This window comes from bacterium, assembly GCA_016702305.1.
Classification (GTDB): domain Bacteria; phylum Electryoneota; class RPQS01; order RPQS01; family RPQS01; genus JABWCQ01.
Map to the genome: position 1 here is coordinate 80131 of JADJEH010000011.1, position 21284 is coordinate 101414.

A 21284-nucleotide genomic window follows, 5' to 3' on the forward strand; every position below is an offset into this window, starting at 1 on the left:
GGAGCTTTAATCGTTTTTCCGACGCATTGGCGCATCACCAGTGCTACTCCCTGCCGAATGGAACTTCTTCCGTGGGCGTCCCGTCCGACATGGTGCGGTCACTGCATCCAGATGAACACGCCTGAATCGCCGATCGCCGCGGCCGTTAATGCGAATGTGTTCTAAAATCCCCGCGTTGCACCATCGGCGCAATGTTGACTTCGAGACTCGAAGATAGTCGGCGGCTTCTTGGATATTTAGGAGGTTTCCAGCCTCGCTTGGCTTGTGCTGCTCGTGCATACGGTCGTAAGAATTTTCCCCAGTGTAACGAACGTGGTTCAAATTACGTGAGCAGACCGAGCTTTGCAATAGCATTATCCAACGTTTTGAACTTGGTTATTTCCATAGAAGTCTATACCGAACATTAGCTTCGAGCAAAACCCCAATAAGTATGGATAAGTTCGCACAAGTTGGTGGAGGAGGCATCTTTCATAGACTAGAGACAATGATCCATACAGCAACTGCGAAAGTTGTTTCACGGTCTGTGAAAGATATTTCACACCTCTGCGGATTATCGCGATGATTGTGAGCCGAGCCTGTTCGCAGCAAGGTATGCCGACAACGACTCGTCTCCGAGTCCATGCTAACGCACCACGTCAGAACCTGTTCAATTCGCTCCGAATCGGGGGGACTGGTCGATGGGAGCGGCGTCGGTCGGCAAGAACCGCCGCTCCACCTGACCTCTGAACCAAAGCGTGTTGGATTAAATCGTTGATTTTGAGAGATTTAACAAGTTGGAATCCTCAGGAAATCTCATTATCTTATTAGATTCACGGCCTTTCCCAACCCATTGGACGATTCCCAGAGGTTCACCCCACATGTTGACACCATTCAAGAACGAACCCTTCACAAATTTCTCCGATCCTGCCAACAAAGCCGCCTTCGAGCAGGCACTCGCTCGAGTCGAGAGCCGCTTCGGCGAGAAGATTCCGCTGCTGGTCGGCGGTGAACGAATCTTCACGGACGACACGATCAAATCCACCAATCCTGCCAATCCTGAACAGGTCTTGGCTTATGTATCCAAAGGCTCGCAAGAACTCGCATTGCGCGCTCTCGAGAGTGCTCATAAGAACTTCCAGTGGTGGAAAGATGTGGATCCTGATGCTCGCGCGCGTATTCTGCTGCGCGCCGCCGCGATTCTGCGCCGGCGCAAACACGAATTCAGCGCGACGATGGTCATGGAGATTGGGAAGAACTGGGGGGAAGCTGACGGCGACACGGCCGAGGCGATTGATTTCCTCGAGTTCTATGCCCGTGAAATGATGCGGCTGAACGAGCGCCAGCCGGTGACCGAATTCCCCGGTGAAGAGAACAATCTCTATTACATTCCGCTCGGAGTTGGCGCGGTCATTCCGCCGTGGAATTTCCCCGGGGCGATTATGGCCGGTATGACCACGGCATCGGTCGTCACCGGCAACACCGTTATCCTGAAACCGGCCTCGATTACTCCGGTCATTGCTTATCGTTTCATGGAGATACTTGAAGAAGCCGGCCTACCCGCCGGAATCGTAAACTTCCTGCCCGGACCCGGCGGCGCTATTGGCGACACCATCGTTGATCACAAACTCACACGGTACATCGCATTCACCGGCTCCATGGAGATTGGCCAGCGCATCTTCCAACGTGCCGCCGTGGTGCATCCCGGTCAGCTCTGGCTCAAGCGCACTATTCTTGAAATGGGCGGCAAGGACGCGATCTTGATTGACGACGATGCCGAGCTCGAACTGGCGGCCGAACAGATTGTTGCCGCCGCCTTCGGCTTCCAAGGCCAGAAGTGCAGCGCCTGCTCGCGCCTGATCGTTCACGAAAAAGTCTACGAAAAATTGCTGGAGCTGGTCGTCGCGCGCACCAAGCAAATCAAGTGCGGCCCAACGAAAGACCTCGCGAACTGGCACGGTCCCGTGAGCGAAGAAGGCGCTTACAAGAAGATTCTGGAGTACATTGAGATTGGGAAGCAGGAAGGCCGCCTCGTCGCTGGTGGCGGGAAAGCCGGATCGCCGGGCTGGTTCATCGAGCCGACGATCATTGCAGACGTGGCACCGACTGCGCGTATCATGCAGGAAGAAATCTTCGGCCCGGTGCTCGCTGTTTGCAAAGTGAAGTCGTTTGACGAGGGTCTGGCCGTTTTCAACAACACGCAGTTCGGACTGACCGGCGGCTATTTCGGCAAGCGCCGTGAACATCTTGAAAAGGTGCGCGTGCAGGCCCACTGCGGCAATCTCTATTTGAACCGCAAGTGCACTGGCGCGCTGGTCGGGGTACAGCCCTTCGGCGGATTCAATCAGAGCGGAACCGACAGCAAGGCGGGTGGCCGCGATTACTTGCAGCTCTTCCTGCAAGGCAAGAGCGTGACCGAACGCTTCTAAATAAAGCCAACCCGCGTGCAGCGGGTTGCCTTCAAATGAGCAACGAGGGCTTACCGATTCCGGTAAGCCCTCGCTGCTATTAGTAATGTACGACTCCGCTATCCTCTGGCCTCGGACTCGACAGCGGCATAATCCAGTGCATCCCGCACGGTCTGCCCGAGCTCCCGCAAGACAAGCGGCTTCATCAAATACCCGTTGAATCCCATCTCGCGGTAGTTGCGCGCCGTGACCGTTTCAGAAAAACCGGTCACGAGCACGATTGGCAACTCCGGACGAATGAAACGAACGGCGTTCAACAGCTCCTGGCCGGTCATCTGCGGCATGGTTTGATCCGTGATCAACAGATCAAACTGGTCATGGCGGGCGGTGAACAGCTCAAGCGCTTCAAGGCTGCTCGTACGCGTTGTGATTTCATATCCCAGCCGCGACAGTAGCTGCTTGGCGATCATCGTGTTAGGCAGCTCGTCATCCACGAATAGAATGCGCTCCGTTCCGGTGGGTATTTCCGCCTCGTACTCTTCGTCAGACACGGATCCCCGCTCCACGCACGGCAGATAAACTTGAAACGTCGTGCCTTCACCCGGTTCGCTGTAGACGCTGATGCCGCCGCCGTGTGCGGTAACGATGCCGTGTACAACCGACAATCCGAGCCCGGTGCCTTCGCCCGCTTCCTTGGTAGTGAAAAACGGTTCAAAAATGCGTTCAGTCGTCGCCCGATCCATGCCGCAGCCAGTGTCGCTGACGGTCATGCGGATGTAGCGGCCTTCACTCAGGTTCACATGCAAGCATGAAAATGCCGCATCCACGTAGAATGGCGACAGCTTAATCTCGAGCGTTCCACCCGATTCCTTCATGGCATGCCCCGCATTTGTGCAGAGATTCATCACGACTTGATGGATCTGAGTCGGGTCACACAGCACCTGCTGGACTTCGCCATCGGTGGCGAATCTGATTTCTATGGTCGTCGGCAACGATGACCGCATCAGCTTCACAGCTTCCTTGATGACGAGTTTCACGTCCACAGGGTGTCGTTCCTCTTCACCCTGTCGGCTGAATGTCAAAATCTGCCGGACAAGATCGCGGGCGCGATGTGCCGCGATAGTGATCTGCTCGATGCCCTCACGCGCCGGACTCTCCTTGCCAATGAAGAACTTGGCCATCTCGCTATAGCCGAGAATCGGCGTCAAGATGTTGTTGAAGTCATGCGCGACGCCACCCGCCAACGTGCCGATTGTTTCGAGCTTCTGCGAACGCCGCAATTGTGCTTCGAGCTTCTCACGTTCCTGCTCGGAACGTTTCCTATCCGTGATGTCACGTACGATGGACAATGAACCAATAATCTTGCCGTCAGAATTCGGATACGGCCCTGCGCTGATTTCGACCCAGAACACCTCGCCGGTCTTGCGCATCAGCTGCGTTTCGTAGGTCTCCGAAATCCCGCGCAAACGGTCGTTGGTCTTCTCCCGCAGCATCACGCGAACGTGCTCAGGGCCCATGATAGTTGTGGGCCGACCTATGACTTCGTCAACTTCATAGCCGCACATATCGGCCATCTTCTTGTTGACATAGGTCACCATATCTTGATCGTCGGTAATTATGATACCCTCGGCCAACCATTGCACGACCGTGCGAAAACGGGTCTCGGAGTCGCGCAGGTCTTCGGTCCGCCTGGAAATCTCATCTTCGAGGCGCAGTTGATACTGGTGATTCGCGGCCCGCAATTGGGCGCGTTCCAGCGACCGGCGAATTGAGACTTCCAAGAGGCCCATGTCCTGAATTGGCTTCAGTACATAATCCCACGCGCCCAACCGCACGGCCTCGATGGCGTCGCCGAGCACGCCAGTGCCGGACACGATGATTATAGGTAAATCCGGGAACTCTTTCCCCACGCTGGCCAGCACTTCAAGACCGTCCACTTCAGGCATGCGCAAATCGCACAGGACGAGATCAGGAGTGTCGCGCCGCACCATTTCAAGCCCTAACCGGCCATTGGCCGCCTCGAGTACGGCAAAACCGCTGTCCTCCAAGTAGAAGCGGATGGATCGCCGTACGGCGTCTTCGTCATCAATCGTCAGGATGCGGATGGGTGAGTCCATGATTAAGCTCGAATATGGAGTGATAACTCGATCACCGATTCAATTGCCTCAGTGTTCGGCAGCGCGCTGGTTCGCGTGAACGAGTGGCAATCGAATCGTGAATTTTGTGCCCGCGCCGGGCATCGAATCTACGCTTAATGTGCCACCGTGGTTTTCCTGTATGATAAAATACGAGACCGACAGCCCAAGTCCAGTGCCTATACCGACTTCATTGGTCGTGAAGAACGGCTCAAACACGCGGCGCCGAACCTCTTCAGGCATGCCCGGACCGTTGTCTTCGATCTCAATGCGGACATAGTCCGCTTCGCGCTTCGCACGGCAAACGATTCGCGGAGCGCCCTTGCTGCCGTGTTCGCCGATCGCCTGTGCCGCGTTCTTCAGCAGGTTGAGCAGCACCTGCTCAATCTTGGTCTCGACACACGGCACAAGCGGCAAGTTGTTATCAAACTCGAAGACGATCTCAATATGCCGGAAATCGTATCTCTTCTTCAAGTCGTAGTCGTTCGCCGCCAGGCTCACGGACTTGGTCAACAAGTCGGGCACGGACGTCGGGAGCAGGCCGGAGCTCGAATGCCGACTGAAATTCAGCATGTTCGTCACAATTGTGGCGGCGCGCTTGCCGGCCTCAAGAATGTCCTGCATCAGAGGTTGGATCTCGCGCTTGTCAAAATAACGGCTGATGCCTTCAACGGTAACGCCCGCCTCGCGCGCCGCTTCGGCATTCTTGGGCAAGTCAGGCGCAATACGCCGCTGAATATTCTGCATGCTTTGCATGATTATTCCCAGCGGATTGTTGATTTCATGCGCCATGCCTGCCGCTAAACCGCCGACTGACATCATCTTCTCGGTCTGCGCCATCAGCTCAAGCATGCGTACTTCTTCGGTCACATCGTCAAGCCGGATCACCGCTCCCTCAGCTGCGCCGCGCAGCGGATAAACGATGATGTCAATGTACTGTACCACGCCGCGGCTGTCGTTCGCGATGCGATCAAACTTCTCAATGCACTTGACTTTGAGCGCCCGGGTGATGCTGTCCCGCTGACCGGCCAGCAGGGGCAGCGTGTCCCAAACATACGTATTGGCGATCTCGCGCTCGGCCATCTCCGCGAATACCAATGCCATCTGATTCCACAGCACGATGCGACCTTCGGGATCCACCGCAACCAACGGCGATGGCATCGAGTCAATCGTGTCGCGGAGCATGTCACGCACCCGCGCCGCGTCCTGTTGCGCGCGCAAGCGCTGTTGCAGTTGGATATCGAGCTCGACCGTCTGGAGGAGGAGGCTCTCGTTCGCGGACTGCAGACTGTTTACCATCTCGTTAAATGTCGCCGCCAGATGGCCAAGCTCATCCTGCCGATCGTCACTCACTCTGCGGGTGAGATCGCCCCGCGCGATTGCATCAGAGACTTCAACGATATTTTGAAGGCGGGATGTCACCAGGCGCCCGACGAGCAGAATCAGCAGAATGCCGACGCCGAATACCAGAAGGCTTAGCACCGCAATGGTTGCTCGGCTTGCCACAAGCTCCCGGTTAAGCGGCTCCAGATCAAAACACAGACTGAGCCTGCCCAGGACTTCGCCATCGCGGATCACATCCTTGGTTATGCGCAGGGAACCATGCTCAAAGAAGTAGCCGACGGCACTGTCCTCATGGACATGCTGGCTGTTATCCCAGTTGTGTTTTCGTCCAGCTCCGATCAGAGCGCCTGATGATTCGTATACCTGCACGTCAAGTAAGGTCTCGTTGAGCATGATCTGGCCGATGACACCGTCGATTGCCTGCTGGTCATCGAAATACAAAGCCGGGGCAATGCCGTAGCACGCAGCATCAATGACGCCGTAGGAACTGCGGAGCATGACGCTGAGCGCCTGCTGTTGGAACCGCTGGGGCAGGTAGATGAAGAGCGACAAGGCGAGGGCAGCGAACAGGAGTGCAAACAGGCCGGCCAACTTCAAGCGCAGCGACATATTATGCAGGCGCGCGTAGAGCGTCTTCACTGAATCACCTCAGCCAATTCCAGCAACTGCGCGCTGAAGTCCACGCCTTGCGCTCGCGCCACTGGAAGGTTGATGAGGAACTTGGGCCGCCCGCCGAGCAGTCGCAGCCCGAGCGCAAGTCCGCCTTCGACATACGAGGGTTCGGTAGAGACAGTCAGGGTCCCATGTTCGTAGGCGAACCGGGCGATTTGTTCCATGTCCATACCGCGCAGTGGCGCCACGATTAGCACATCCGCCGCGGAGTCCAGCGCGACTTTCTGCCACTCCGAACGCTCAGCGTTAATGGCCACGAACTTCACCGGAAGCGTGCGAATTGAATCAATACCGGAAAGCGCGTGCGCTTCGCGCAATTCTTCCATCACATCATAGGAAGCGCGATAGCGCGGCTGATACAACACGCCGATCACAAGGTCATCACCGCAGCGAGTCGTAAGTGCGCGGTCAAACATAAGGGCTTTGCAGTACATAGTGAATTGCAGCGGAACCGGCACACCTGGGTCGCGGCTCTCGGTGACGCGTATCAGCGACAGCAACGCAACCAGCGCGGCTGGCAACAGCAACCCCATGACTTTCGTGCTCAGGCGCTGATTAGAAGCTGAGTTGAACACGCAGACCTGCCTGCCTTCCACGTTGCGGAATCATGTCCAGATTCTCGGCGGAAGTGGGCTTCAGATTATCCCAACTTCCCGCATGAAAGTAGGACGTGTCAAAAGCGTTGCGAACGAACGCGGTGCACAGCAAACGGGATTGCCAGGTTTGCATGGTAAACGCCAGATTCAATACGCCAAACGCCGGGGTTTCGTCATTGAGCAGCGTGCGTCGGGAGGACTCAGCTTGCCCGTCCGCGGCAATGCGGAACCGTCGGGCAAAGGGAATTCCAACTCCCGCCTTGAGTAGAGAGTACGGTGAATTCGTGATGCGGATCGCGTTGGGCTCTTCAACTGTATGCTGGTAGCTATAGCTCAGAAAGCCGCTGATCCCATGTCCGCGGCGGTAGGTAAGTTCACCTTCGATGCCCTCGCCCGCGATTTCGCCTTCATTGCGGAACACGACCAGTCCGTCGTCGTCATCAATGGCGGAGCTGATCAGGTTGTTCACATGGAAGCCATATATCGAGATGGTACCAAATAGATTCTCGATCAACCGCTGTTCGAGGCACAGTTCCAATGAATTTAGCCGTTCAGGGGTGAGATCAGGATTGGCCTTTGCCTGCTCAGGATACCAGTAGTAGGCTTCGAGTACCGTAGGCGTGCGGTACGCTTGCCCGTAAAGCAGCTTGATTGCGGACTTTCGTCCGGGGAGATACACCAAGGCCGTGCGCGGTACGAGGGCTTTCCAGCCGAGCGAATACCACGATTGCCGCAACCCGGCGGTGAGCATCGCCTTCGAACTGAACTGGTACTCGTTCTGAACGAACGCCGAGAAGTCGTGATAAGGGTGTGATTCATTGCTGAAAACCTCCTCTGATGTCGAGGAGTAGTAGTCGTTCTGCATGTGGCGTACGAACTCTACACCGGTGATCAACCGCTCGTAGGATACCGGGCTCCATTCGCTGCGAACTTCGACCCCGGCGCGCTTCTCGCGCTGATAGTCGACATTGTCGGGCGACTCCGGTTCATACGGATACACGCCGTCGTACCGGAAGGTGTTGTAGTACGCCCTCCCGATCACGTCCATTTTGCGGTGAACAGTGCGCGAATACTCGACCTGACCGCCGCCGTACATATCCCACGATTTGCTCCGCGAGTCATTGAAGACGGTACTCCAGCTCGCCGTTGGGATCCCCTTCCACCGCTGTGTGTAGTAACCCTGCATGCGCAGTCGCCCGCGGGACGAGCTTAAGAACAGGCCCTGCCGCCGCTCCCAATCCAGGCCTTTCACAACTCCGTTGTTCGTCTCCGGATCGTCGTAGGGTTCCAGGTAGACGTCGTCGCCGCGTTGATCGCAGACCATCGCTCCCAGCGCGACACTCCACTCGCCCGGCAGCCGTTTGGCAAAGTATAGGTTTGAAGCCGCGCCGCGCGGTGTGCCGACAGTGCCGCCCACCGTGACGCCTTCCTTCGTCGAGGCGTCTTTCGTCACCACGTTAACAACGGCGAACATCGCGTTTGTGCCGTACAGCGAAGAGCCCGGGCCGCGCGCGATTTCGATTCGGTCAATGACCTGCAGGTCAAGCGCGAATATGGATCCCAAGGGCGCCATCCCCTGCGTATTCTCGTTCAGTGCTTGCCCGTTGAGCAGCATGAGCAGTCGGTTGCTGTAGTCGCTGGGCCGTTGATAGCCGCGCATGCCGATGGACGTGTAATTCAAATCGTCCGTGACGTAGAAGCCGCGCACGGAATTCAGCGCCTCCTCAAGCGTCTGCCAGCCGTATTGCTCAATTTCCGCGGACGTAATGACCGTAACCGACGCCGGCGCTTCAAGCGTGGTTTGATCGTGCTTGGAAACGGCCGTAACATGGATCCCCATCAATGAGTCCAGCGACAGCGACTCGAGGTCAGACGCTCGAGCATAGTCGTGCTGCCCCAGCGCGGCCGCCAGGACAATCCATCGCAGGAGTATATGAATATTCAGGGTCATGACTTTACAATACCGTTATCGGACGATAGGAAGTTAAAGGTCCTCTTCAACATGTCGTTAGGCAAACTCGGACCACCATGCTACGAATGCTACGCCGATTCGGCACGTAAGAATGTTGCACTTCAAAAACCGATCGGGCACTCGGCGCAAGAGTGCCGATTTCCAGCTAAATTCGCCCTGGAATCGGCGCTTGCAACCGGTTCTCGAGCCGCGTATTGCCAGCCGCGTCGTACATTGCTACTTCCATACCAAATCTACGATTGACCTATCTACAAAAATAGGAGAGCCCCGTACGGGGCTCTCCTTGCCGACATATTCAACGAATCCCTTAATCCACGGCCGTCGCCGTTTCTGTGTTGCGCTTGTGGCCGTATTTCAAGTACAGCGCGGGCAGTACGACCATGTTGAGCGCCGTGGAAGTTAGCAGGCCACCAAGAATCACGATAGCCATCGGCGTCTGGATCTCTTTACCCGGTTGCCCGCCGCCCAGCGCCAGCGGCAGCAGTGCCAGACCAGCGCACATCGCCGTCATAAGAATCGGGTTCATTCGCTCCAGACTGCCGCGGACGATGGCCTCGCGGGCGCCGAGCCCCTGTTCGTCAATCAAATCATGGAAATGCGCGATCATCAGAATTCCATTACGCGCAGCGATACCAAATAACGTCACAAAACCCACAAGTGCGGCCACGGACACGATACCACTCGTGAAGTGCACGGCAAATACACCGCCGATCAGCGCGAGCGGCAAGTTAACCATCACCAACAGTGCGTCTCGGAACGTGCCGAATTCCATGAACAGCAACAGCAAGATCGCTCCGATTGACAAGGCCGACAGCAGCATGATGATCTGGCTGGCGGCCTCGGCGCTTTCAAACTGACCTCCATACGACACAAAGTACCCTTCAGGAAGGTCAACATTTGCGTTAACGCGCTGCCGAACGTCTGCCACGACGCTCGCGATATCGCGACCGGTAATGTTTGCCTGAACGACGATCTTCCGGCTGACGTTTTCGCGGCTGATAGAATTTGGGCCGCTGCTCTGCTCGATACGCGCGAGTTCTTGCAGCGGCACTTGCGGGCCCGCAGGTGTTGCAAACAAGCTGCTGCGGATCGCCTCATCTGTATCACGCGCATCCTGCGGAAAGCGCACGACCAAATCAAACGGTAGTTGCCCCTCGAGCACCTGTCCGACCGTCTCGCCGTTGAATGCAGTTTCCACATTCTCAGCCAGATCCGCTACGCGCACGCCGTACACAGCCATGGCCTCGCGGTCCATCTTCACGCGCAGTTGCGGCACATCAACTTGCGGCTCCACCGACAGGTCAACGATGCCGTCAATGTCCTGCATCTCGGCCTTTATCCGCTGGGCAATTGTGCGCAATTCATAGAGATTGCTGCCGAATATCTTCACGGCTAACGCTGCCTGAGTTCCCGAGAGCATGTGATCAATGCGATGCGTCAACGGCTGTCCGACACTGATAAACGTTCCCGGAATGTCGCTTAGCATTTCGCGCATCTCCTCGAAGGTCTGTTCTTTTTTAAAACCCTCGCGTCGCAGTTTGACTTCAAACTCGCTCTGATTACTCCCGAACGTGTGTTCATCAAGCTCACCCCGTCCGGTTCTGCGCGCCACGGACTCAGCAGCCGGGTGCTTCATGAGCCGACTTTCGATCAATCTCCCGATGTCCGTTGATTCTTGCAGCGATGTTCCAGGCGGAGTCACAGCCACGATCGTTGCCGAGCCTTCGTTAAATTCAGGCAGAAACGACCGTCCCAGCCCGTTGTACACAACAATCGTCGCGACGATCATTAGCATGGCAGCGGCCACAACCCAATTGGCCCGCCGCAGCGACCAGTTGAGCGTCGGCTCATACGCGGCCTTAAGCTGTCGCACGAGCCATGTGTCATGCGACCCTGATTTGGGCTTCATGCGCGGCAGCAGGTACAGACTCAACGCCGGAACAATCGTCACCGCCACGAGCAGCGAAGCAAAAACTGAGATCACAAAGGCAAATCCGAGTGGGAGCAGCAGCCGCCCTTCGATGCCGGACATGAAAAACAGCGGTGCGAAAACTGCGACGATGATGAAAGTAGCGACCACCATCGGCTGCCGAATTTCGTTTGAAGCCGCAAAAATCACCGTCAGCGCAGGCTTCTGTTGTCCAAGTGGCAGACTTTGATCCTCCCGCAGCCTCCTGTACACATTTTCGACGTAGATAATAGCGTCGTCAACGAGCACTCCTACCGCAATCGCCATGCCGCCCAGAGTCATGGTGTTGATCGTCATCCCCAACCAGCGCATCGCCAGTATCGCCAGAATGAGCGACAGGGGAATTGAGATTAAGCTGATGAATGTCGTCCGGAGATTCGCCAGAAAAAGCAGCAGGATAAACACAACCAGGATTGCGCCGTCCCGCAGCGCTTCGATCACGTTGTGAATGCTGACCTCGATGAAGTCCGCCTGGCGGAAGACATGGGTGTTTATCACAACATGACCCGGCGCCGCGGCCTGCAGCTCCGCGACCATCTGTTCGATACGCTGTGTCAGTTCAAGTGTGTTTGCGGTCGGCTGCTTCTGCACCGACAGAATGACCGCGTCAACGCCGTTGACGGACGCCGTACCTAACGACGTTGCGGCACCTATGACAACATCCGCCACATGCTCAACAAGCACAGGATGGCCATCGTGCACCGACACCACTGCCCGCCGCAAGTCATCGAGGCCCTCGACCCGGCCAATACCGCGGATAAGATACTCGGTGCCCCCGGTTGCGTAGAATCCGCCGGTAGAATTCAGGTTGGCCTGTGCCACGGCGGCCTTGAGTTCATCGAGGCTGATGCGATAGGCCGAAAGGCGTTCAGGCCGGGCCAGCACCTGGTACTGCTTCAGCTCGCCTCCAATCGCGGCGACCTGTGAGACGCCGGAGACGGCCAATAGCCTTCGCCGGAGTACGTTGTCGGCAAAGGAACGCAACTCCATTGGTAGCAGGGAGTCGCTGGCCACGCCGATCAGCATTATCTCGCCCATCAGGGAAGATACTGGCGCGAGAAACGGGGCGGGCATTCCGGGTGGAAGTAGTTCGGCCACCGATTGCAGCTTTTCGGCAACGATCTGCCGCGCCTGAAATATCTCCGTTCCCCATTCAAACTCAACCCAGATGATGGCCATGCCGGTGGACAGCGACGAACGCACGCGTCGGACACCGGCCGCACCGTTCATCGCAGTTTCAATCGGGAAGGCGACCAGCGTCTCGACCTCTTCCGGCGCCATGCCGTGCGCGTCAGCCAGAATGGTCACAGTTGACGCCGTTAAGTCGGGGAACACGTCTACCGGCAGATCCCTACTCACGTAAACGCCAACGGCAAGCACGACCAGCGAGGCCAACGCGACGATAAACCGCTTCTCCAACGAGAAGCGTATGATCCTCTCAAACATGTTGGAGCCCCTTAGTGGTTATGTCCGGCATGCCCGGCTTCCGCCGGGTTTATGCGTAGGGAAGCGAGTCGCACCTTATAAGCTCCACGCGTAACGACGCGTTCTCCTTCACGAACGCCGGACAAAACGGCGATCATTCCCTCATCATTGCCCCCCGTCTGAAGAATTCTCTTTTCAAACGTCTCTCCGCCAATCTGCACGTAGGCCACTGCGGTCCCCTCTTCGTCAAGCACCGCGTCTATCGGAATAGCCGGCGATTCGTGCGTCGTCTTGGTCTGCAAAAACACCTGGGCGAAGCTTCCCGGGCGAAAGACGTTGTTCTCGTTGCGCAGCTCAAAAATCACCGGAATGCGCCGCGTGAGCGGATCCAGTAGACTGCTTGCGGATACCAGCCTGCCGCCGTTCTCCGAAACTCGATAGGTTTGCTCGGAGCCGCTTACCGTGAAATATGCGTCGCTGACGTCGTCCAGCAGGGCCGCTTCCGAGACCGGAACCTGCGCTTCCAGCCACACTCGCGATGGATCTATGATGTTAAACAGATGTTCGCCCGTGCTGACATGTTGACCAAATCGCAAGTGCGTATCAGATATGACGCCGCTTGACGGGGCGCGCAGATGAAAATGATCTCCGTCCGCCAGCACGGCGTCAAGATCGAAATCCGCGCCACCCAGCGCACCGCGCAGCCGCGATGCCTTATTCTCATAATCGAGCCTCGCTTCATCAACTCTGCGAGCGGCGACTGCCCCGTCGTCGGCCAGCCGCTTCACGCGCTCGAATTCGCCTTTCGCCAGCCGGTAGTCGTTCAGCATCTGCGTCCAGTTGTTCTCCGAACCGCCTGACGGCGCGATCCGCGCCAACACTTCGCCTTTGCTCACGCGTTGCCCGGGCCGGACGATCCCGTGCATCGGGTCGGGCATCAGCACTCCGTCAAACGGTGCAAAGACTTCCGCCTCGCCAACGCCCGCCGCCTGCAATTCACCCAGTGCGCGAATATTTTCATGCAGCACGTGATTGCTTACGGTCGCCGTTGCGAAATCAAGCTGCCACTGCAACTCTTTGGTTAACGTGATCAGTTCTTCGGCCGAGGGCTTGTTCTCGTCGGCATGCTCCGCATGGTCATGGCCTTCATGTTCGTGTCCATCATGATCGTCTCCGCTGCCAAGCACATGAACACCCCGTAGAACGCCGCCAAGCGTCTCTCCGCCGCGTGTGAGCAGAATACTCACATCGTAGTCGCCGGCCGCGGGTGCCGTAACGTCCACATCATAAATACCCGGTCTCGCGGGCGCATTCGCCTGAACGCGGAGAACGGAGTTGCCATGTTGTGTAAACTCCAACGTGAGCGATCCCTGGGCAATTGGCTTGAAATCCGCCAAGTCTGTCAAGTGGATCGTGAATTCAGCCTCCTGTCGTGAATTGAGTTCACTCCATTCGGCAAATACTTCCAGCCCGCCTTCCCAAATCGTCTGCGCGTGCCCCGCCTCAGCATGTGCATGCCCTGCGTGCTCGTCGGCCTCGGACGTCGCCGGTTCCTCGCGTCGGCCGCAGTTTGTAAATACGGCCACAATGAGAGCGGCGGCAAGCAATCTGTATATCTTCTTTTGCATGTTCTAATTCTCCAGTATGTCAAGTCCGACCGCTCGCCTCAGATTCACGCGGGCTTCTGCAACCGCGTTGCGCATTTTGAGTGCCGCGTCTTGCGCTTCGATGCCGGTACGCAGGGCATCAATCAGTTCCAGAGCGGCCATCTCACCCTCCAAATAGAGTCGGGCGCCGCGACCCATGTTGACGATCGCGCTATCCGCGAGGTCCGGATGCGAGTCAGCCGACAGCGTTTCCACCAATTGCCACTGTTTGAACGCCGAATGCACTTCTTGGTCCACGTTTGTCAGTACGGCGCTCCGGGCCCGCTCCGCTCCATATAGCGCGCTTGCTGCCGCGTGCCGTGCACTGCGCCGCTGGCTCCATAACGGAATCTCCAATTCACCTTCGAAATACACGCCGCCGTCACCCGGCACCACGGCTTTCGTGCCGATGCCCAAACTGAAATCTGGCAACTGATTCCATTTCGCCGCTGCCAGCGTCTTGCGTCCGGCGTCTTCGTTCCGTTTCACTTCAGTCAGAACGGCTCGATGCTCATGTGCGAAGTTCGCTGCATCCGCTTCAGTCGCGAAATCCGGCGCCTTAAATACAAAAAGTCGCAAAGCGGACAGTTCATCCGCATTGCGACCCGTTAGCGTCACAAGCTCGGTCAAGACAGCGTGCGCTTCTCTTTCCAACTCTACGCGCTGCTGCTGCAACTGAATCACTTCAAGCTGGATACGCAGCTCGTCATATGGCGCCGCGTCACCCGCGACGCGTCGTGCACTCGTCGCCGCCGCCAGGCGTTCGGCTTGCGCGAGCACGCTGTCCATCGCGGCAATTTGGCGCATGAGCCGGTCAAATTCGTAAGCCTGAATCGCAACCTCTGCCGCAAGCGCCTGCCGTGCTTCGATGTAGCGAGCCTGCTCCACGTCATAGGCCGCGCGCGCCGCGCCCGATTGGGCAGAATACGACCACAAGAACCCGAAGTTCTGCCGTACGCCCAAAACCCGTTCGGTTGTGTTCGCAGCATCGTTCAGCGCCTCTTGCGTGGCAAACAGCGCCGGATTCGGGAAGGCGCGGCTGCCTGTCCACGCTGCACGCGCCTGCGCCATCTCTGCCCGCGCCTCGGCGAGCAACGGAGCCGTCGAGTCGAGCGCGGCGATCACTTCCCGCAGCGCCGGGGACGGTGCCTGTGCCGATGCACGCTCGAAAAACATACAAACAAAAAACGCTCCCGTCAGGAGCGATGTGCAAAAATGCCCAAGTCGCATGACTGGTCTCCAAATTCAATACGCATAAGTTCCGTCCGGGTTGTCCGGGCGGAGTACACCTATAATTGAGTTAGGAGAGCAGTCGTGGTGGACGTTCTAAAGCAGTGGGGCGGTGGGAGGGGAAAAATGAATGATGTGAGTGCTGCGCCAGCTCTTCGCACAGCATATAATGGTCAAATTCGACGGGAATCAGCGCATACGCGCCGCCATGGCAAAGGCACACGCAACAGCCGTCGCCGTGATCCTCATGGTCAGCGTGCGGTTTATGGGTCGCGGATGCGTGATCGCAATCGTGCATCCACGTGTCGGGCAACAAAGTTCCCGAGACGAGCACGGATAGAACCACGATCAATAGGACTCCGCGAATATTCATGCACTCTTTACGTTTGAATCGTGACCTTTGTTCCAGATACGTGTCAATGATAGCAAATTTGGTGAATTAAAGTCAAGCAGTTCATTGTTTGTTAGCAAGAACCCGATGCGGAAGGCTAACGCAACAGTTTAATAAAATTACATTTAGGGAGTCGTAGGGCTCCTTGCCAGACAGTAGGCCCTATTTCCGAACCGGCATTGGCTCCAAATGCAATGCTGTCAACCCATTGCTGCCACGCTTGTCCTTGCGGCCCGTGACTACCAGCATGGACTGGCCCGGCACCAGATGTCCATACTTTTCTTGCGCATCGGGGAAAACCGTCACGTTCAGCAGACCCGTTTCATCTTCAAGCGAGAAGAAGATCACGCGCTTGCCGGACTTAGTCGGTGGCGTATGCGGCCGGATCACGACGCCCGCCGCCGAAAGTACGGTGCGCATATCCGGATTTGTCTTCACCTCACGGCAAGTGTGAATCCCTTTCGCGCGCAAGTTGTCGCGCCAGAACGTCATAATATGTCGCCCGGGCGAGAGCCCCAACACGCGATGCTCCTGCGCGGATCGTGTGAACAGATCAAAATCCGCGCGTTGAGAAATCACCGGCTCCAAATCGAGCGCCAGCACCAATCGTCCGGCCCGCTCCGGTGGCAGCAGCGTTCCCAAGCTGAACAATAGCTCTTTGCGATTTGCATGCAATACATCAAATGTCCCTGCCAGCACCAGATTTTCCAGCATATCACGGTCGAGCCGTACACGTCGCGTAAAATCACCCCACGAGACAAACGGCCGCGCGTTTCTGATTCGCTCCGCAAGTGCTTCATTCATTCCGGAAATCTGTAAGAGTCCGATGCGAATCGCGCCCGCCTGCACGGTCGTCAGCGCTGCGCTTGCGTTGCAGTCGGGACCCAATACGGCAATTCCGCGCCGTCGCGCCTCGTTCATCAGCGTCGCCGCCGGAAAGAAACCCATGGGCTGATGATTGAGCAGCGCCGCGTAAAACTCCGCCGGGTGATGCGCCAGCAAAAACGCGGTCTTATAACTGGTGTCCCCGAACGCCGCCGCATGCGCTTCGCAAAAACCGTAACCCGCGTAGCCTTGAATCCACACGAACACCTTCTCAGCCAGCTCCGGCTCGACTCCGCGCGTAATCGCCTGCCGAACGAACACTTCGCCAAGTTCGAGCATCTTTTCATGCGAGCGGTTATGTGAAATCGTCCGTCGCAATACATCCGCCTGTCCCGGTGTGAATCCGGCCAGTTCAACCGCGATGCTGATCACTTGCTCTTGGTAGAGCACGACCCCATAGGTATGATCAAGTATCTTGTCAATAACCGGGTGAATCAACGTCACGGCTTCCATCCCATTACGGCGGCGCACGAACGGCTCCACCATTTCACCCTTAAGCGGACCCGGTCGAATCAGCGCCACTGCCGCGATCACGTCTTCAATGGTGCGTGCTTGCAAGCGCGGCGCGAGCGATTGCTGTGCGGGGCTCTCATTCTGAAAACCGCCCGTCGTCTCACCTGAGCGCAGCAGTTCAAATGTTGCCTCATCATCCAACGGAATGTCGTCATACTGGAACTCCGGCGCATGTTCACGCACCATGACCGCAGCGTCTTCCACCGCGCCCAGCGTCGGCAGTGACAAGAGATCGAATTTTACCAGACCCAAGTCTTCTACGCCGTCTTTATCGTAGTGCGAGATCAGCATACCGTTCGCCGCGCGCAGCAGGGGAGTAATCTCCTGTACCGGCGCGCCGGTGATCATCACGCCGCACGGATGCGCCGAAATATGCCGCGGCATGTCATCCAGCCCTGCGCATAGTTCGAACAGCAATTCAAACTTTTTGCGATCTACTTTAAGCGCGCGAATCTCCGGTCGTGACTCGAGCGTCGCCGCAATCCGCTTGGCCGACAGCGCCCAATGCGACAGCCGCGCCAAACGGTCAATGTCCATTGGCTCAAATCCGATGGCTTTCGCCACGTCACGCAGCGCCCCGCGCGCGCGATAGCGGTTATAGGACGCCACTCCCGCGACATGCGCCTGCCCGTATTTCTGAATCACGTATTGCACAATCTCTTCGCGATAGCGTCGGTCAAAATCCACGTCAATATCCGGCAGCGAATCCCGCCGCTCGGGATTGATGAACCGCTCGAACCGCAAATTTCGCCGAAACGCATCCACCTTGGTAATATCCAGACAGTATGCAACGACCGAATCCGCCGAGCTGCCGCGTCCCGCGTAGCGTACACCTTTGGTTCGCGCAAAGCTCAGCAGATCATGCACGATCAAAAAGTAGCCGGCGAATCCCAGTTCGCCGATTACACTTAGTTCGTAATCAATTCGCTCCCGCAACTCCCGCGAGACATCACGGTACTTGCGCTGCGCACCCGTAAGCGCCAGCGCACGCATGCGTGTGAGGGATTCATCGTCGGCAACTTCCGCATAGCGCGGGCGATAACGCAGATCTTTCAAATCAAAGTTCACGCAGCGCTCCGCAATCTCCGCGGTCGCGGCCAGCGCTTCCGGCCATTTAATGAACTGTTTGCGCAATGAGTCGGGACTCTGCAAGTAGCCGAATGCATTGATCGGCCGCTCGGGATGGGCGTCGTCGAGCCGAATCCGATTGCGGATGCAGCACATCAAGTCAAAGATGCGAAACTGCTCGGGTTGCGCGTAGTGAACCGGATTCGCCGCGACGATTTTCACCCCTGACTCCGCGCACGCCGCCGCCGCACGCATATTGAACTCATCTTGCAGCGGCAGCTGCGTGCGTTCGATCCGGACGTAGAAATCATCGCCGAATCGTGCGCGCATTCGTGCCATCCAAGCCGCCGCTTTCTCGATCTGCCGCGCCAGCAAAAATTTCGCGAACGGCGCATCAAAGCCGCCCGCGATTAACACAATATCCTCCGCCTGCTCACACAGCACACGTTCCGCAAGCTCGGGCTGCCGCCGTTCATGATCAAGATGCGCTTGTGATAAAAGATTGCACAAACAGGCAAAGCCCCGGCGCGTGCGCGCCAGGGCCACAATTCTCCCGCTGTCAATCGTCAGTTCAACGCCTAAGATCGGTCGCACGCCGTGCCGCGCGCACAGCCCCAGAAACTCCGGCACCCCGCAGAAATTGTCGCGGTCGGTCAGCGCGAGCGTATGATAGCCGAGCTTCGCCGCCACGCGCACGATTTCGTCCAACCGCGCCGCGCCATTCAGAAAGCTGAATTCGCTGCGCACCAACAGGGGCACGGGCGTGATCATGCCGCCTTCGCAAGCCAATCCCCGGAATTCGGATTGCGGCACAACAGCAAACGGCGCTGCGCCGTAAGCACCAGATAGAACTCGCGCGCGCACTCCGTCTCCCACCAGCGCCCCGCCTCCCACCAATGATCGAGCACGCACACCACCGGGTGCATCTGCCCCCGCCACATCAACGTCAGCGGTCGCCCCAAATCGCATTTCACAATCGTCGGTTCCATGACCTATGGTAAGCTGATTCCCCGTGTTTGATACACCAATTGAGCGAAGCGCGGTTGCTGTCGTTCAAACGCTTCGGTTCCGTTCAGCAGCGTCGTACTGCCGAAGCGCGCCGCCAACCGTGCCTGCACACGTTCAAGCGCCTGATCCGCATCGCCGCGTACGCGTTCGCCCCACAACGTACTCTGCGGGGCAACCATCGGCAACAGGCCGTGCGCTTCAATTTCTATTCGGCGCAGCGCGGCGCGCAGGTTTCCCGGCAACTGTTCAAACAGCATGCGTTCCAGCCGCGTTGCGGTCAGTTCACTCGCTTGCAGCTTCACATCACGCGCTTCCGCCCGCGTCTTGCTCGCAAATCTTACACGCAGCAGCGTCGTCCACAACTTCGCCTCACACAGTCGTTCCGTCAAACTCCGCGCCGCCTGCATTACCGCCCGCTCTACACGCTGTTCGTCGCTGTCCGCAATCTCTTCGGTAATACTCACACTTGGCGCCGGGAAGTTCACGCGCACGCTCTCTTTGTGTCGTGTCATTTTACTCAGCACAAATTCGCGCTCAAACCCCAGATGCGCTTCGAGAAATCCCGCGGGCAGGCTCATCACCTGTGCCACCGTGTGAATATCAAAATGATGCAAACGCTCAGTCGCGCGTTCAGGCAGCGCCATGCTCTCTACCGGCAGTTTCGAGAGCACCAACGTCTCCATTACCGGCGCGACGAATTGCCCGTGCTGACGTGCCAACCACGCCATCCACTTGTCCGCGCCGCCGCCCCACTTCAGTTTCACTCGCGCGCGCTTCGCGAGCTCGAGTCCCAGTTCCTTCACCAGTTTGTCCGTCCCTCCGAATCGCTTCATGTCCTGCGTGATATCGAGAAACCCCTCATGTAAATCCACCGTCTCAACCTGTGGCGTGAACTCCGCGCACACCGACCACGCTTGCTCGTATCTCTCCGCGTAATCTTCCGCCCGAAAGTCACGTACTTCAAGCCCCGGGCAGCGCCGCCGGGCCAGCCGTACTGGCGTCCCCGGTATTACCCCGCGTGAAACCGCCTCGGCCGTAGCCTCCAGAATCACACGCTCCCGCGCAACGGCAGTCGCCCCCGCACCCTGAGTGTAAAACTCGTCAAGCGAAATAAAAACAAGCATCAAGATTCGAAATTTATTCATTTGTTCAAATAAGATACAAAGAAAAGCCCCACGAGTCAAGGGGGCTTCTCTCTTAATTCTCTCAATAAATAGCATCGCTACAGCACCGTGATGCTCGCGCTCATGGAATTTCTTTGTTTTGCGGCTGCGCCTACGCCTATTTCATCAGGATCATCTTCTTGACGAACATCTGATTACCAACCGACAACCGGTACCAATAGATCCCCGAAGCCAAACCCGACCCGTCAAACCACACGCTTCGACGGCCCGCCGCAACTTCACCCGCTATGAGATCGGCCACCTCACGCCCCGTGACATCGTACACAGTGAGCTTTGCGCGGCCCGCCTGCGGCATGTCAAAGCGAATCTCAGTCACCGGGTTGAACGGGTTCGGGCTGTTTTGCAGAAGCTGCGTCTCGCGCGGTACGAGTGCATCGTCGCTGATTGGTGGCGCTCCCGCCGCAACAATTGTGAAGTTCGAATTCGAAATGTCGCTGACATCGGTGCGCGTCACGCCGGTGATACGCACGCGTGCCGCACTCGACAGCCCCGTTGGCACCATGCGCGGGTACGATCCCGTATTCGGCGCGCTGGCCACCAATACCGCCCACGTTCCTGTCGGATAGCTGCGGTTAAGTTCTATCTTCACATTGTCTGTAAGGTTGGTCGAGGTCCAACGAATCGTGTCCATGGTGCCTTGCACCCACGTCTCCCCGCCGTTCGGCGACGTGACAGTCAGCGTCGGTCCAACAATCGCAAAATTCGCGTCAGACACATCGAAAATGTCCGCCCGCGTAGCTCCGCTGATGCGCACGCGAGCCGTCGTCGTCGCGCCAGTCGGCACATTGCGCGGGTACCATCCGGTATTTGCGGTGCTCGCTACCAGCACAACCCACGATCCACTCGGATAGTTGCGGTTCAA

14 protein-coding genes are annotated in these 21284 nt (G+C 57.4%); 1 reads left to right on the top strand and 13 read right to left on the bottom strand.

Features of this window, described 5'->3' with window-relative positions:
• Positions 1-6: 6 nt before the first annotated feature.
• Positions 7-279 (bottom strand): helix-turn-helix domain-containing protein, encoded by a 273-nt coding sequence (locus tag IPH10_10620; protein ID MBK6911362.1) that lies wholly within the window; start codon positions 277-279, stop codon positions 7-9.
• A 578-nt stretch (positions 280-857) separates the two neighbouring features.
• Between IPH10_10620 and pruA the strand changes: the two genes are divergently transcribed.
• Entirely contained in the window at positions 858-2405 is a 1548-nt protein-coding gene (gene pruA, locus IPH10_10625; protein ID MBK6911363.1) for an L-glutamate gamma-semialdehyde dehydrogenase, read from the top strand.
• Positions 2406-2503: 98 nt separating this feature from the next.
• On the opposite strand, the gene IPH10_10630 is transcribed toward pruA, so the two are convergent.
• From IPH10_10630 to IPH10_10685, 12 genes are all read right to left on the bottom strand, one after another.
• Positions 2504-4501, bottom strand: a complete 1998-nt coding sequence (locus tag IPH10_10630) for a response regulator (GenBank protein MBK6911364.1) — start codon at positions 4499-4501, stop codon at positions 2504-2506.
• 48 nt (positions 4502-4549) lie between these two features.
• Complete coding sequence (locus IPH10_10635; protein MBK6911365.1) at positions 4550-6502, bottom strand: HAMP domain-containing protein; 1953 nt, start codon at positions 6500-6502, stop codon at positions 4550-4552.
• Entirely contained in the window at positions 6499-7110 is a 612-nt protein-coding gene (locus tag IPH10_10640) for a YfiR family protein (protein MBK6911366.1), read from the bottom strand. The genes IPH10_10635 and IPH10_10640 overlap by 4 nt, the downstream gene beginning before the upstream one ends.
• The gene (locus IPH10_10645; GenBank protein ID MBK6911367.1) at positions 7091-9082 is read right to left on the bottom strand and encodes a TonB-dependent receptor; all 1992 of its coding nucleotides are present in this window, start codon (positions 9080-9082) and stop codon (positions 7091-7093) included. The genes IPH10_10640 and IPH10_10645 overlap by 20 nt, the downstream gene beginning before the upstream one ends.
• Before the next feature lie 328 nt (positions 9083-9410).
• Complete coding sequence (locus IPH10_10650; GenBank protein ID MBK6911368.1) at positions 9411-12518, bottom strand: efflux RND transporter permease subunit; 3108 nt, start codon at positions 12516-12518, stop codon at positions 9411-9413.
• 11 nt (positions 12519-12529) lie between these two features.
• On the bottom strand, positions 12530-14125 hold the full coding sequence (locus IPH10_10655; GenBank protein MBK6911369.1) for an efflux RND transporter periplasmic adaptor subunit: 1596 nt from the start codon (positions 14123-14125) through the stop codon (positions 12530-12532).
• 3 nt (positions 14126-14128) lie between these two features.
• Positions 14129-15373 (bottom strand): TolC family protein, encoded by a 1245-nt coding sequence (locus IPH10_10660; protein MBK6911370.1) that lies wholly within the window; start codon positions 15371-15373, stop codon positions 14129-14131.
• 70 nt (positions 15374-15443) lie between these two features.
• Positions 15444-15746 (bottom strand): hypothetical protein, encoded by a 303-nt coding sequence (locus IPH10_10665; protein ID MBK6911371.1) that lies wholly within the window; start codon positions 15744-15746, stop codon positions 15444-15446.
• A gap of 180 nt (positions 15747-15926) precedes the next feature.
• On the bottom strand, positions 15927-19001 hold the full coding sequence (locus IPH10_10670) for a DNA polymerase III subunit alpha (GenBank protein ID MBK6911372.1): 3075 nt from the start codon (positions 18999-19001) through the stop codon (positions 15927-15929).
• Entirely contained in the window at positions 18998-19219 is a 222-nt protein-coding gene (locus IPH10_10675; GenBank protein ID MBK6911373.1) for a hypothetical protein, read from the bottom strand. Before IPH10_10675 ends, IPH10_10670 begins: the two co-directional genes overlap by 4 nt.
• 3 nt (positions 19220-19222) lie before the next feature.
• A complete protein-coding gene (locus IPH10_10680; GenBank protein MBK6911374.1) occupies positions 19223-20362 on the bottom strand; it encodes a hypothetical protein in 1140 nt (379 codons plus the stop codon).
• 157 nt (positions 20363-20519) lie between these two features.
• Positions 20520-21251: a T9SS type A sorting domain-containing protein gene (locus IPH10_10685; GenBank protein ID MBK6911375.1), complete on the bottom strand. Its 732-nt coding sequence runs from the start codon at positions 21249-21251 to the stop codon at positions 20520-20522.
• Positions 21252-21284 lie beyond the last annotated feature (33 nt).

Bases quoted from the DNA above. Each gene is read 5' to 3' on its own strand.
- IPH10_10620 (MBK6911362.1), bottom strand. From the start codon at position 279: ATGCACGAGCAGCACAAGCCAAGCGAGGCTGGAAACCTCCTAAATATC.
- pruA (MBK6911363.1), top strand. From the start codon at position 858: ATGTTGACACCATTCAAGAACGAACCCTTCACAAATTTCTCCGATCCT.
- IPH10_10630 (MBK6911364.1), bottom strand. From the start codon at position 4,501: ATGGACTCACCCATCCGCATCCTGACGATTGATGACGAAGACGCCGTA.
- IPH10_10645 (MBK6911367.1), bottom strand. From the start codon at position 9,082: ATGACCCTGAATATTCATATACTCCTGCGATGGATTGTCCTGGCGGCC.
- IPH10_10650 (MBK6911368.1), bottom strand. From the start codon at position 12,518: ATGTTTGAGAGGATCATACGCTTCTCGTTGGAGAAGCGGTTTATCGTC.
- IPH10_10655 (MBK6911369.1), bottom strand. From the start codon at position 14,125: ATGCAAAAGAAGATATACAGATTGCTTGCCGCCGCTCTCATTGTGGCC.
- IPH10_10660 (MBK6911370.1), bottom strand. From the start codon at position 15,373: ATGCGACTTGGGCATTTTTGCACATCGCTCCTGACGGGAGCGTTTTTT.
- IPH10_10665 (MBK6911371.1), bottom strand. From the start codon at position 15,746: ATGAATATTCGCGGAGTCCTATTGATCGTGGTTCTATCCGTGCTCGTC.
- IPH10_10670 (MBK6911372.1), bottom strand. From the start codon at position 19,001: ATGATCACGCCCGTGCCCCTGTTGGTGCGCAGCGAATTCAGCTTTCTG.
- IPH10_10675 (MBK6911373.1), bottom strand. From the start codon at position 19,219: ATGGAACCGACGATTGTGAAATGCGATTTGGGGCGACCGCTGACGTTG.
- IPH10_10680 (MBK6911374.1), bottom strand. From the start codon at position 20,362: ATGCTTGTTTTTATTTCGCTTGACGAGTTTTACACTCAGGGTGCGGGG.